Source organism: Acerihabitans arboris, from assembly GCF_010131535.1.
GTDB lineage: Bacteria > Pseudomonadota > Gammaproteobacteria > Enterobacterales > Enterobacteriaceae > Acerihabitans > Acerihabitans arboris.
In genome coordinates this window covers 15,602-29,400 of the sequence record NZ_WUBS01000004.1, presented here as the reverse complement: position 1 = coordinate 29,400, position 13,799 = coordinate 15,602, and the positions used below count along the sequence as shown (strand labels likewise).

Sequence of the window (13,799 nt, the reverse complement as noted above, 5' to 3'; positions counted from 1 at the left end):
CAATGCGTGCGGCATGCGTAAAATAATAGGTTCGCCGGCAAAAAAAACAAAAAATCCAGGGCTTTCCATTACAGTTTAAACAGGGGTACTTAAAATATAAAATGGAATGCCATCCCGGTATTTTTGGCGATGCAAGCCGCTGCGGTTTCCGTCGGGAACCGTAAATGTCTGTCCCGCGGCCCGGCCACGGGACCGGCGGGTTTATCAGGCTGTCACCAGGTTCGGGCAGCGCTCGCCTTGGCTCAACTGCAGCAGGTTTTGCAGCGTGACCTCGCCGATGCTGGTCAGCGCTTCTTCGGTCAGGAACGCCTGGTGGCCGGTAAACAGCACGTTGTGGCAGGCGGAAAGGCGGCGGAACACGTCATCCTGGATCACGTCGTTGGAGTTATCCTCAAAAAACAGATCGCGTTCATTTTCATACACGTCCATGCCCAGCGCGCCGATTTTCTGCAGCTTGAGCGCTTCGATGGCCGCCTGCGAATCGATCAGACCGCCGCGGCTGGTGTTGATGATCATCACCCCGTCCTTCATCTGCGCAAAAGCCTGCCTGTCCAGCAGATGGTGATTTTCCGGCGTTAGCGGGCAGTGCAGGGTAATCACGTCCGCTTGCGCAAACAGGGTTTTTAAATCCACATATTCGGCGCCGAGCTCCAGGGCCTGGGCGCTGGGGTAGGGATCGAAGGCCAGCAGGCGCATGCCGAACCCTTTCAGGATGCGCATGGTGGCCACGCCGATTTTACCGGTGCCGATCACGCCCGCGGTACGGTTGTGCATATTAAAGCCGATCAGTCCCTCCAGGGAAAAATTGGCGTCGCGGGTGCGCTGGTAGGCGCGGTGAATGCGCCGGTTCAGGCACATCATCAGGCCGATGGCATGTTCCGCCACCGCCTCGGGCGAATAGGCGGGCACGCGCGCCACCTGGATGCCCAGCTCTTTTGCCGCCGCCAGATCCACATTGTCGAAGCCGGCGCAGCGCAGCGCCAGCAGCTTCACGCCCAGCCCGGCCAAGGCCTCCAGCACCTCGCGGCCGCCGTCGTCATTGACAAAAATACAGACGGCGTCACAGCCTTCAGCGGTTTTTGCGGTGCGTGGCGTTAGCTGGAATTCAAAAAATTCAATTTCGAAGCCAAAACGTTCATTTACCTGCGACAAATATTTATGATCGTAATTTTTGGTGCTATAAACCGCTAGTTTCATGTGATTTCTCCATATTATCGGCCCAGGGTAGCAAAAGGCATGGGATCACTCAATGTATCCCTCTCCATGGGATAAAAGTACGCGTTTGTGCCGAATCACCTAAAATGCTGCCTGGAATCTAAGTATGGTATCTTGCAGGCTTCGGGACAATAAGGGAATGTCATGACCAACGTATCTGGCGCATACAGGCGCATACGCCGTTTTTTACGCCGTTCCGGGTTGGTTGCCCTGTCCCTGCTGTTGGCCGTTTCGTTGACGCTGGGCGCCGGATGGTATTTTATTCCGCTCTGGCTACCGGCGGCGGCAAAAATGATCCTGCCCGCCGATGTGGACATCACCTTTACCGGTCGCCCCGGCTGGCGCCAGGGGGCGGTGATTTTGCCCGGCTTCGCGTTAAACCGGCCGTCCTGCGCGTGGATAACCGCCCGGGATATCAGCGCCCGGCGCCAGAACGGCGCATGGCGCATTCTCGCCGGGCAGGTCACGATGGACAGCGCCTGCGCCGGGGAGCGCGCGGCGGACGTTCAAGCGCCCCTGACCTGGGCGACGCTCGATAATGCCCTACCGCGCTTTACGCTCGGCATCAGCCGCCTGACGGTCGCGCCCTGGCAGTCCTATGCCGGCGGCGTGGAGCTGGAGCACCTTGCCGACGGCGCCCGGCTCCGTTACCGCAATGGACAACTGCGGCTGGACCTGGCGCTGCGGGACCGACAGCTGACGTTAAATGAATTCACCTATACCGGCGAGACCGTGCCGCCGCCGCTTGCCGTCCCGGCGCCGCCCGTATTCAAGGGGCCTTTCGGCCTGCCGGACACCGGCGCCGCGGCGGCGTCTGCCGGGGCGCCGGTGATGGCGCCGCTGTTATTGTCCGGTGCGCTGCGCATTGGGATAACCGGCAGCATGACGTTGTCTCCCCAGGTGTCGCTGCCGCCGGAGGAGGGCGAAATGACCGCCGGCCTGGCACTGCCCGACGGGACGCCGCTTAATGCCGCCTTGAGCTGGCGCCAGCGGCAGGGGGAACTGGTGGTCGCCGACGGGCAAACCGATATCCGGCTGGCGCGGTTGCCCTGGAAGATAAGTGGGGAGGACCTGCAGATTAGCGACGGCGAATGGCGCTGGCCGTATGCCACCCAGCCCCTGTCGGGCCATATCGCGGTTACCCTGGCGCGCTGGCAGGGCGGCCTGGATCGGCTCGGCGTCACCGCGCGCATGAATGTGTTGACCCAGGGACTGCGCGGCAAGGCCAATGCGGTGCTGACCGTCGGCCCCGGCCCGCTGCGCCTGGCGGACAATGCGCTGGATTTTCGTTTTACCGGCGTGGCCAACCAGGGCGGGTTATCGCTGAGCGCATCGATACCCGGCCAGCTGCGGGGAGTGATTACCGACCCGACGCTGGCAATGCTGCCCGGCGCATTATTACGGGTGACCGGGTTGATTTCCGAGGTACTGAATATCAGCAGCGCCCGCCTGCCGCTGGCTGGCGTACAGGTCTCTTCCCGCGGGCTCAGCGGGCGGCTGCAGGCCATTTTACTGGCCAATGCGCCTGGCTACGGGCATTTTACCCTGCATATGGACGGCCGGGCGACGGATTTTCTGCCCGATCGGGGGCAGTGGCGCTGGCGTTACTGGGGCGGCGGCAACCTGGCGCCGTTTGAGGCGCGGTGGGATATCAAGGGCCGGGGTTCCTGGCTGGCGAATACCATTGAGCTGAGCGAATTATCCAGCGGCCTCAACCAGCTGAATTACGGATTGGCCGGCGTAGTCGCCCCGCGGCTTTCGCTCACCGCGCCTCTGCGCTGGCGCCGCGATGAGCGCGATCCGGCGTTTAGCGGCGTGCTGGTTATCACCGCCGAGCGGATAAATATCACCCGAGGCGGCTATTTGCCCAGGCCGGCCCTGACGCTGCGGATGAGCGGGCGTACGCCCGGGGATTTCAACTGGCGGGGACAGCTCACCGCCGGGGCCGTAGGGCCGGTGCGCCTGAACGGCCGTTGGGACGGCCAACGGCTGCGCGGCCAGGCCTGGTGGCCGAAACAGCCGCTGCGGGTATTCCAGACCTTGCTGGCGCCGGATTTGGGGATTACCCTGCGCGCGGGTGAGTTTAACGCGCAAAGCGCCTTTTCCGCCGCCAGTGGCCAAGGTTTCCTCGCCGGCGGGCACGCCACCGTCGGCCGGGGCGACGTGTGGGTGGGGGAAACCCGCCTGCGGGGCGTGGCCCTTGGCCTTTCCTATCGTTTACAGGACCAGCGCTGGTTATTGGGGGTAAAGCAGCCCGTCAGCCTGCGCATTGATTCGATTACCACGCCGGTGGCGCTGAATAACCTGGCGATGGGGCTGCAGGGATATTACCCGTATGATGAGCGGCGTCCGCTCACCCTCACCGGCGTGGATGTGGATACCCTGGGCGGCAGTATACACCTTACCCCGCTTAGCCTGCCGCAGCGCGACGCCGCGGTGCTGAGCGTCAAATCCATTGAGATGAGCGAGCTGATTACCGCCCTTAAGCCCAAGCAGTTTGCCATTTCCGGCCGGGTCAGCGGCGAACTGCCGTTGCATCTAAACGATCCGGCGGGATATGTGCGCCATGGATGGATCGCCGGCGACGGCTCGATGGCGCTCAGGCTGGATAAACAATTCGCCGACGCCATCGGCAGCCGCAACCTGGCCACCGGCATGGCCATCGACTGGCTGCGTTATATGGAAATCACCCGCCTGCGGGCGGATGTCAACGTCGATCGCGACGGCGATCTGGATTTACTGGCGCATTTCATCGGCACCAATCCGCAAATCAACGCCCAGCGCGAGGTCAGGTTGAATTATCACCATCAGGAAAACATATTCATGCTGTGGCGCAGCCTGCGCTTTGGCACCACGGTGGAGCAGACCCTGGAAAAGCAAGCCGCCGCCACGCCCGCCGGGACCGCAAGGGGAAAAAAATGAAAACAGGATATAAGCTTGCCGCGCTCCTGCTGGCGCTGAACGCCGGCGCCTGCGTGCCGCGCATTGAGCTGGCGATGCCGGAGGAGCCGATCACCATCAATATGAACGTGAAAATCGAGCACGACATTAATATCAAGGCGGATAAGCAGAGCGTGGCGCTGCTGCAGCCGACGCTATGTGAGGCCTCCCGGTCTTGCACCGCGGCCAAATGAAAAAAGCGCATCCGGAGATGCGCTGAAAAAAGAACTAAATGGAGCCAGGATGAGGGTGGGGCTAACGATTTCAGGCGGCAATAAACTGGGTAATGGCGGCTTTGGCGTCTTCCTGGGCCTTGCCCGCCACTTCCGGACCGTAGGCCACGCCTTCGGCAAATACGAATTCCACGTCGGCAATGCCCAGGAAGCCCAGCATCAGCCGCAGATAGGAGGTCACCAGATCGCTCGGGGTATCTTTATGGATGCCGCCGCGGGTGGTCAGGATCACCGCCTTTTTGTTCTTCACTAGGCCTTCCGGGCCTTGCTCGCTGTAGCGGAACGTCACGCCGGCGCGGGCTATCAGGTCGATATAGTTCTTTAACTGGGTCGGAATGTTAAAATTATACATCGGCGCGGCAATAACGATGACATCGTTAGCCTGCAGTTCATTGATCAATTCGTCGGACAAATCCAGTGCTTCCTGCTGGCGCGGCGTCAGGGTCGCGTCCGCCGGACGCAGGGCGCCGACCAGTTCGCCATCCAGCACCGGCACCGGCTGCGCGGCCAGGTCACGGACGGTAATCTTGTCGCCGCCATGGGTGTTCTGCCACTGTTCGATAAAAAAGTCGGCCAGCTGGTTGGACTGGGAAAAAGTGGCAAGAATACTTGATTTAAGAATTAATACTTTGCTCATTAGTTATTCCTTCATTATTCAAATAGGTAATTAACCCTCGGGCGTTGAGAAACACTTTAGGGTTTAACCCCCTACAGTGATAGCGCAATATTTCGAGTTGTTTGTTCGAATTTCCTGAACGATTGGAAAAGGCGGGTAAAGCCAACGCCGGGGATATGGTAAACTAATGGCATAAGCACATTCTATTCGGACCGGAGCAGGGTACTGTATCCGGTCGCAGTGTAAGGAAGATATCGTGAAGTCATCGCTGGCGGCACTGTCCGCTTCGCTGGAGTCGGTTATGCTCCGCGATAAAACAGTTTTACGTCGACGCCTGCAGGGGGCGCAGAAAGAAATCCGTCCCGAGGCGCAAACCGCTATCGCCGGGCAAATCGCCGCCGATATACAGGCCTCGGCCCAACGCGCGGCCAACCGCCGGGCCGCCCGTCCGGCCATCACTTATCCGGAAAACCTGCCGGTCAGCCACAAGCGCCAGGATATTCTGCGGGCCATCCGCGACCACCAGGTGGTGATTGTCGCCGGCGAAACCGGCTCCGGCAAGACCACCCAGATCCCCAAAATTTGCCTGGAACTGGGGCGCGGGATCACCGGCCTTATCGGCCATACCCAGCCGCGTCGCCTGGCGGCGCGCAGCGTGGCCGACCGCATCGCGCATGAACTGGCGGTGCCGTTGGGCGGGGCGGTGGGGTATAAAGTGCGTTTTAACGATCAGATCGGCGATACGACGCTGGTAAAGCTGATGACAGACGGCATCCTGCTGGCGGAGATCCAGCAGGATCGGCAATTATTGCAGTACGATACCCTGATTATCGATGAAGCGCACGAACGCAGCCTGAATATTGATTTCATCCTCGGCTACCTGCATCAGCTATTGCCGAAACGCCCGGACTTAAAGGTGATTATCACCTCGGCGACCATCGATCCGCAGCGCTTTTCGCGCCATTTCAACAACGCGCCGATCGTCGAGGTCTCCGGGCGCACCTATCCGGTGGAGGTGCGCTACCGCCCGGTGGTGGAAAGCGAGGACGACGGCGATCGCGATGTCTCCCAGGCGATTTTTGACGCGGTGGACGAATTAAGCCAGGAAGCGCCCGGGGATATCCTGATCTTTCTGAGCGGCGAGCGCGAAATCCGCGATACCGCCGACGGCCTCAACAAGCTGAACCTGCCCCATACCGAGGTGCTGCCGCTCTACGCCCGGTTGTCCAACGGCGAACAGAACCGGGTATTCCAGTCGCACAGCGGCCGGCGCATCGTGCTGGCGACCAACGTGGCCGAAACCTCGTTAACCGTGCCGGGCATTAAATACGTTATCGATCCGGGCACCGCGCGCATCAGCCGCTACAGTTTTCGCACCAAGGTACAGCGGCTGCCCATCGAGGCGGTGTCGCAGGCCTCGGCCAACCAGCGTAAAGGGCGCTGCGGCCGCATATCCGACGGTATCTGCATCCGGCTCTATTCGGAACAGGATTTTCTCTCGCGGCCGGAATTTACCGATCCCGAAATCCTGCGTACCCACCTGGCGTCGGTCATATTGCAGATGACCGCCCTGGGACTTGGGGATATCGCCGCCTTCCCCTTTGTCGAAGCGCCGGATAAACGGCAAATACAGGACGGCGTGCGTCTGCTGGAGGAACTGGGGGCGCTGGAGGCGGAATCCGCGCGCGGCTACCGGCTCAGCCCGCTGGGACGCCAGCTGGCGCAGTTGCCCCTCGACCCCAGGTTGGCCAGGATGGTGCTCGAGGCGCGCAATAACGCCTGCGTGCGCGAGGTGATGGTGATAGCCGCCGCGCTGTCCATTCAGGATCCGCGCGAACGGCCGATGGATAAGAAACAGGCTTCCGATGAAAAACACCGGCGCTTCGCCGATAAAGAATCGGATTTCATCGCCTTCGTCAATTTATGGGATTATGTGCAGGAGCAGCAGAAGACACTCTCTTCCAGCCAGTTCCGCCGCCAGTGCCGCGTCGATTTCTTAAGCTACCTGCGGGTGCGCGAGTGGCAGGATGTCTATACCCAGCTGCGCCAGACGGTGAAAACCCTTGGGTTGCCGGTCAATACCCAGCCGGCGGACTACCGCGGCCTGCACTGCGCGCTGTTGTCCGGGCTGTTATCCCATATCGGGCAAAAGGACGCCGAAAAGCAGGAGTACACCGGCGCGCGCAACGCCCGTTTTGCCATTTATCCCGGCTCCGGCCTGTTCAAAAAACCACCCAAATGGACCATGGTGGCCGAACTGGTGGAAACCACCCGCCTGTGGGGACGCATCGCCGCGCGCGTCGACCCGGAATGGATCGAGCCGCTGGCCCCGCACCTGGTCAAGAGCAGCTACAGCGAACCTCATTGGGAAAAGGCGGCCGGCGCGGTAATGGCCACGGAAAAGGTCACTTTACTGGGGCTGCCCATCGTGACCGGCCGTAAGGTCAATTACAGCCGGATTGATCCGCTGTTATGCCGCGAGCTGTTTATCCGCCACGCGCTGGTGGAAGGCGAGTGGCAGACCCGCCACGCGTTTTTCCACGTCAATCGCAAACTGTTGACCGAGGTGGAGGAGCTGGAGCACAAATCCCGCCGCCGCGACATCCTGGTGGATGATGAAACGCTGTTTGCCTTTTACGATCGGCGCGTCGGCGGGGACGTGGTCTCGGCGCGGCACTTTGACACATGGTGGCGCGAGGAGGCAAAACAGGACCCCGATCGGCTGAATTTTGAAAAAAATATGCTGATCAAGCAGGGCGCGGATGAGATAAGCGCGCTGGATTACCCGAACGTCTGGCACCAGGGCAACCTGAAGTTAAAACTCAGCTACCAGTTCGAACCCGGCGCCGACGCCGATGGGGTGACGGTGCATATTCCGCTGCCGGTACTTAACCAAATCACCGCCGCCGGTTTTGACTGGCAGATACCCGGCGTGCGCCGCGAGCTGGTCATTGCGCTGATAAAATCGCTGCCAAAACCGTTACGCCGTAACTTTGTGCCGGCGCCCAATTATGCCGACGCCTTCCTTGGCAGGGCCACGTCCGCCGACGGGCCCCTGCTCGAGACCCTGGAGCGAGAGCTGAAACGCATGACCGGCGTGAGCGTCGATCGTGACGCCTGGCAATGGGATCAGGTGCCCGATCACCTGAAAGTATCGTTCCGGGTGGTGGATGACAAGCGAAAGACGCTGGGTGAAAACCGGGATCTCGACGCCCTTAAGCTGCAGCTCAGGGATAATGTGCAGCAAACCCTGTCCTCGGTGGCGGACGACGGCCTGGAACAGCGGGATTTGCATCTCTGGAGCTTCGGCGATTTACCGGAACGATACGAGCAAAAACGCGGCGGTTATTCGCTCAAGGCTTACCCCGCGCTGGTGGATGAAAAACACGGCGTGGCGATCCGCCTGTTTGAAACCGAACACGACCAGCGCCGGGCCATGTGGCACGGCACCCGACGCCTGCTGCTGATCAATATTCCGTCGCCGATAAAATACCTGCATGAAAAACTGCCGAACAAAGCCAAGCTGGGCCTCTATTTCAACCCGTTCGGCAAGGTGATGGATTTGATTGACGACTGCATCACCTGCGGCGTCGATAAGCTTATCGAGCAGCACGGCGGCCTGGTCTGGCGGGAAGGGCAGTACGCCGAACTACAGGAATATGTCCGGGCCAACCTCAACCAGACGGTGGTGGAGATTGCGGCGCAGGTGGAGCAAATTCTAACGGCGGTGTTTGCCATCAACAAGCGTCTGAAGGGGCGGGTGGATATCAGCCTGGCCCTGGCGTTGTCCGATAGCAAGGCGCAGCTGGGCGGCCTGGTGTATCGCGGCTTTGTCACCGGCAACGGCTGGCGGCGGCTGCCGGATACGCTGCGTTACCTGCAGGCGCTGGAGCGGCGGCTGGAAAAACTGGCCAACGACGTGCATCGCGATCGCGCCCAGATGCTGAAGGTGGAGCTGGTGCAGCAAGCCTGGCGGCAATGGCTGGACAAGCTGCCGCCGCTGCGGCGCGAGGACGCCGACGTTAGGGAGATTCGCTGGATGATCGAGGAACTGCGGGTCAGCTATTTTGCCCAGCAGCTCGGCACGCCTTATCCGGTCTCGGAAAAACGCATTCTCCAGGCGATGGGGCAAATACAGCCGTAGGCGCGCGCCAGGATCGGGATGCGGCGCGCGGACGCCGGGATAACTAGCGGGATGAATGCGCCGGCCTGGCCTTGCCGGTCGGCGCAAGGCCATGGCCGCGTTTGCCGGCCGGAGGCGTGTTCATAAGCGATAGCAGCTCGCCCTCGATGGCGGTCACGGCCAGCGCGCGGTTATCCGCCCGATAGCGGTCCTTGGGCAGCGGCGCCGAGCTTTGGATGGCAATCAGGCGCCAGCCGGTGAGCGTGTAGAGCATTAACGGCGAACCGCTGTCCCCGGGCAGGGTATTGCAGCGATGGGATAACACCTCGGTCTGCGCCCAGCCTGTGACCTGGCAGTTTTGGTGGCGATATAGCGTATCCAGGTGATCCTCGGGATAACCCGCCTGGGTGACCTGGCGGTCGGCCTGCTTTAACTGCAGGGTCAGTTCCTGGTGGTCGCCCTGCCATAGCGGCAGGGGCTTGATTTTCTTAAAGGCCTTGGTCAGCCGAATCAGGGCGAAGTCATAGGCGGCCGCGTCGGGCGGCACGATCCAGCCGTCGCCGGAGGGTTTCAGCCGTTGCCCGAGCTTGGCGTCCACCAGGGTTTCTATGGCGCTGGTCTGGTAGCGCCATAGCTGGTTTTCCGCCACGAAACGCAGCATCACCGCTTTATCAATCGTCCCGCCCGGCGCCAGCACGCAATGACCGGCGGTCAGAGCCAGGTGCGGGGAAATCAGGGTAGCGGTGCAGAGATTGCCGCTGGCGGTTTCCACCTGGCCGATGGCCTGCCACGGCCACTCATCCGGTTGGGTAATGGCCTGGCGATGGTCGTGACCGAAAAACAGCGCCTTTTGATCTTTGCTCAATCCGGCCGGCGCGGCGCTAAAGGTACAAAGGGGCAACAGACACAGCAGCAACAGCGGAACAATACGCATAAACAAGCTTGCCTTATGATAAGTGCTGACATCATCCATGAAAAAATATTATCTCAATATAGCTTATAAATAGGTTTGCACAGAGAAAAATCGTTGTGTTTCAGCACGCTAAAACAGATTGTCGTCAATGCGGAAAATACGGTGAGGAAGGACAAAGAAGGGGGGTTAAATAAAAAAACAGGCGCTGATAATGGCGCAGAGGATAAGGCTTCCCAGGATGATTTCATACATGTAGCGGCGCAGCATAGACGAAACCTTAAGGAACCGACACCCGGCGGGCCGGGTGTCGGAGAATCAATGATAATCTGCTAAAATCAGCTATGACAGCCGTCTTCCAGACCTGCCTGAACGGCGTTGGCCGATTCAGGCACGACGCATTTTATGATGCAGGGGTCGTGGTGGCAGCGGCAGCGGCCGGAGCGGCTTTCTTATGCTGTACTTTTTTCACGTGTTTTTTAGCGGCCTGGGCGGTTTGCGCCGGAGCTGCTTTTTTCACTTTCTTCACGTGTTTTTTAGCGGCCTGGGCAGTTTGCGCAGGGGCTGCTTTTTTCACTTTCTTCACGTGTTTCTTGTGAGTAGTCGTGGTTTTAGCCGGAGCAGTGGTGGTGGTGGTGGTGGTCGCTGCAGGGGCGGTGGTGGTAGTGGTATCGGCGGCAAACGCAGCGGTGGACAATCCCATGGCGGCAGCAACTACCAGTGCAAGTACTTTTTTCATTGTCAAATCCTCAGAATTGCGGTTTCTATTTACAACCCCGATTTGGGGCCGGTGAAGATACAATAGGGACTTAACTGCACGTTGTCCGTGAGTGTTTGGTTTCGGCGTGTAACCGAATGTACAAGCACTTATGTCCTGGTTTAGTTACAACATACAATGAAGCCGGCTAACCAAACCCATCAGCACCGGCGATAATCTGCCATACCTCGGCCGGGCAGGCTAAAACGGGCTTTTGATCGCCAGCGCATCGCGCGAACCGCTGTTTATCGGCCAGCGATATAAGAAGCTGGCGCCGCCCAGCGGACTGGTGCCGACCGTTACCCGGCCTTCGTGGGCCAGGGCAATGGAGCGCACTATGGCCAAGCCAAGCCCACAGCCGCCGGTAGTGCGGTCCCGGCTGGGATCGAGCCTGACAAAAGGCTCGAATACCCGCTGGCGCTCGTCTTCGGGAATGCCCGGTCCGTCATCGTCTACCTGCAGGTAACCGTAACCCTTGTCGGCGCCGAGCCGGACGATGACGGCTTCGCGGCTGTAGCGCAGGGCGTTGTTCACCAGGTTATCCAGCACCCGCTCCATCAGCCGGGCGTCCACCTGGCCGAAACCGCCGGCGGCTTCGATCTCCTGGCCGATAATACGTTCGGGATGCACCTGCCGGATATCGCTGAGCTTTTCCGTCAGCCAGCCCGGCAGATCCACCGTCGCCAGGTTAAGGGTAACCTGCGGCCGGTCCAGCCGGGCAAAAGTCAATAATTCGTCTATCAAGCCTTCCAGCTGGCTGACATCACGGTTAAGCCGTTCCTGCTCCCCGGTGGACAGGCCTTCGCTCATGGCCAGCCGGTAGCGCAGCCGTACCAGCGGGGTACGCAATTCGTGGGCGATATTGTCAATCAGCTGTTTCTTGCTGGCGATCAGCGTATTGACGTTGTCCGCCATTTGGTTGAAGGCCACGCCGAGGCGGAACAGGCTCGACGCATTGTCAAAATGGATGCGTTCCTCCAGGAAACCGGCGCCCAGCCGCTGCGCCGCCGTTTCCAGCCGCAGCATGTCCTGCCAGTGCGGCCGCATCCAGATAAACACCGGGAAAGCCAGCGAGAGGCCGATAAATACCAGCAACGCCAGGTCAAGCAGCCGCATTTCGTGGATAAAGAACAGATAGGGTATCGGGCCGACCGCCAACACATAATTACTGCGCGGTATGCGCTGGATAAAGGTGTACTCATCATCAAGGGCGACAATCTCACCGCGCCTGAGGCGCAGATCGTTATGGGCATTAAGCTGGTATTTCTTAAGCGATTCGATATGCAGTTTAAACGACAGGTTAAGATCCAGTTTGTTGATGGTTTTATTCCAGTCGCGTGGCGGAATGGTGCGCAGCTCGTTGCGCATCAGGTAAAGCGAGCTTTTCATCAGGTCGTCCATCGATTTCCTGCCGGCGCGTTCGGCCGTCACCTTGTAAACCAGCCCGACCAATAGGGTCATGACCAGGAAACAGACGAACAGCAGCAGGTAGAACTGGATGAACAGTTTCCTCATGAACCGGCGTTCTCCCAGGCATTGGGCGCGAACAGGTAGCCTTTATTGCGCACGGTTTTAATCCGGAACGGCTCCAGCGCGTTATCGTAGAGTTTTTTGCGCAAACGGGAGATGGCCACGTCTATACTGCGATCCAGTCCATCATAGCTGACGCCGCGCAGGTTCTTGAGCAAGGCCTCGCGATCCATGATGTGGCCGGCATGGGTCGCCAGTTCCCAGAGCAGTTCGAAGTCGGAGGTCGACAGCACTATGGTTTCGGCGGCCAGCATCACTTCGCGGTTAATCAGGTCGATACTCAACTGGCCGAAGTGCAGCACGCTGCCGGTGGCCGCGGGTGCCTGCGCGGCGCGGGCGGCGGGCGGGTTTTGGCGCAGGTGCAGACGCAGGCGCGCCAGCAACACCGCCGGCGGCGTGGTCTTGAGGATATAGTCGTTCGCGCCCATCTCCAGCGCCAGGATATGGTTCATATCGCTGTCAAGCGAGGTCAGCAGCACGATAGGACCGTTATATACCGGGCGTAAATCGCGGCAAATGGTCATGCCGTCCTTGCCGGGCAAAAGAATATCCAGCAGCACCAGGTCGGGTTTGAGGGTGGTAATCACCTCCTGGGCCAGATCGCCGCGGGGTTCTATCGTCACCTCGAAATCATGCTTACCCAACCATGCGGCAATCAGATTGCCGACCTCGGTGTCATCTTCAACAAAAACAATCTTGTTCATTGCGCCAATAATCTGCTTTGGTTAAAAAAGAAGTGCCGTCGTTAGCCGCCATGAGCATACCGCCTGTCGGCCAGTTGCGCCATCGGATAAGCGTGAACGAAATTACCGGGGTTATTGACCGGCGCGGATTGCCGGCGCAATTTATTACCGGGACAGGACGGCGGCAACCATTCGAGACAGCCGGTGGAACAAAATTTTACCACTCAATTACCGCCGGGTTGTGCGCTCATTCGCCCTTATCGATCTTGGTATGTTATAGTTATCGCCACTTTTTCGGTCATGGTCATTCAACTTCGGTTGGTCACGAGAGGAACAGGCTAGATGGCGAAACATCTGCTTGCGACTGCCGGTCAAAGCGAACGGCCTTGCTTTGATTATACGAACTATCTGTCGGCAAGTTGCAAAAAACGCTGGGGTTTTATCGACGCCATTTATGGCGTTATGCCGATCTTCGGCATTGTCACCAAAACCCCGCAGGAACAGACCCAAACGCGGGCGGAGCAGTTGGAAGCCCTGGCGCTGCAGGTGCTCTCAACCCAGGTGAATGACGAAACCAACGTCATCCGGCTGATTGCCCTGGCGCAACAGCAGGGTATCCAGCAGTTCGATATCCGGCTGCCGTATTCATTGAATACCGGGCAGCTCGGTTTTATCCAGCAGGAATTTGGCGAACATCTGCTGCTTGACCAGCATGATGAGCGCCTGTCGATTGCGCTGCCGCCGTTAAGCGCCACCCCCCGCGCCTGATTGCGCCAATAAAAATGGGCAAGT

11 protein-coding genes are annotated in these 13,799 nt (G+C 59.5%); 4 read left to right on the top strand and 7 right to left on the bottom strand.

Features of this window, described 5'->3' with window-relative positions:
* Positions 1-204: 204 nt before the first annotated feature.
* A complete protein-coding gene (locus GRH90_RS06275) occupies positions 205-1,197 on the bottom strand; it encodes a 2-hydroxyacid dehydrogenase (protein ID WP_162365096.1) in 993 nt (330 codons plus the stop codon).
* 162 nt (positions 1,198-1,359) lie between these two features.
* On the opposite strand from GRH90_RS06275, the gene GRH90_RS06270 reads away from it, so the two are divergent.
* On the top strand, positions 1,360-4,137 hold the full coding sequence (locus tag GRH90_RS06270) for a YdbH family protein (RefSeq protein WP_246235912.1): 2,778 nt from the start codon (positions 1,360-1,362) through the stop codon (positions 4,135-4,137).
* Entirely contained in the window at positions 4,134-4,349 is a 216-nt protein-coding gene (locus GRH90_RS06265) for a YnbE family lipoprotein (RefSeq protein WP_162365095.1), read from the top strand. Before GRH90_RS06270 ends, GRH90_RS06265 begins: the two co-directional genes overlap by 4 nt.
* A gap of 70 nt (positions 4,350-4,419) precedes the next feature.
* Here the strand turns inward: GRH90_RS06265 and GRH90_RS06260 are convergent, their stop codons facing one another.
* Positions 4,420-5,025, bottom strand: coding sequence for an FMN-dependent NADH-azoreductase (locus GRH90_RS06260; protein WP_162365094.1), 606 nt, complete (start codon positions 5,023-5,025; stop codon positions 4,420-4,422).
* Between the two features lie 235 nt (positions 5,026-5,260).
* Between GRH90_RS06260 and hrpA the strand changes: the two genes are divergently transcribed.
* On the top strand, positions 5,261-9,148 hold the full coding sequence (gene hrpA, locus GRH90_RS06255; protein ID WP_162365093.1) for an ATP-dependent RNA helicase HrpA: 3,888 nt from the start codon (positions 5,261-5,263) through the stop codon (positions 9,146-9,148).
* Positions 9,149-9,191: 43 nt separating this feature from the next.
* On the opposite strand, the gene GRH90_RS06250 is transcribed toward hrpA, so the two are convergent.
* The 5 genes from GRH90_RS06250 to rstA all read right to left on the bottom strand — a co-directional run bounded on the left by GRH90_RS06250 (position 9,192) and on the right by rstA (position 13,028).
* On the bottom strand, positions 9,192-10,061 hold the full coding sequence (locus GRH90_RS06250) for a trypsin-like serine peptidase (protein WP_162365092.1): 870 nt from the start codon (positions 10,059-10,061) through the stop codon (positions 9,192-9,194).
* A 165-nt stretch (positions 10,062-10,226) separates the two neighbouring features.
* Entirely contained in the window at positions 10,227-10,307 is an 81-nt protein-coding gene (gene ydgU, locus GRH90_RS26845) for a small membrane protein YdgU (RefSeq protein WP_512698838.1), read from the bottom strand.
* Positions 10,308-10,440: 133 nt separating this feature from the next.
* Positions 10,441-10,776, bottom strand: coding sequence for an acid resistance repetitive basic protein Asr (gene asr, locus GRH90_RS06245; protein ID WP_162365091.1), 336 nt, complete (start codon positions 10,774-10,776; stop codon positions 10,441-10,443).
* A gap of 219 nt (positions 10,777-10,995) precedes the next feature.
* Positions 10,996-12,309 carry a two-component system sensor histidine kinase RstB gene (rstB, locus tag GRH90_RS06240; RefSeq protein ID WP_162365090.1) on the bottom strand — a complete coding sequence of 438 codons (1,314 nt, stop codon included), beginning with the start codon at positions 12,307-12,309 and terminating at the stop codon, positions 10,996-10,998.
* A complete protein-coding gene (gene rstA, locus GRH90_RS06235) occupies positions 12,306-13,028 on the bottom strand; it encodes a two-component system response regulator RstA (protein ID WP_162365089.1) in 723 nt (240 codons plus the stop codon). The genes rstB and rstA overlap by 4 nt, the downstream gene beginning before the upstream one ends.
* A 321-nt stretch (positions 13,029-13,349) precedes the next feature.
* On the opposite strand from rstA, the gene GRH90_RS06230 reads away from it, so the two are divergent.
* Positions 13,350-13,775 carry a hypothetical protein gene (locus GRH90_RS06230; RefSeq protein ID WP_162365088.1) on the top strand — a complete coding sequence of 142 codons (426 nt, stop codon included), beginning with the start codon at positions 13,350-13,352 and terminating at the stop codon, positions 13,773-13,775.
* Positions 13,776-13,799: the final 24 nt, after the last annotated feature.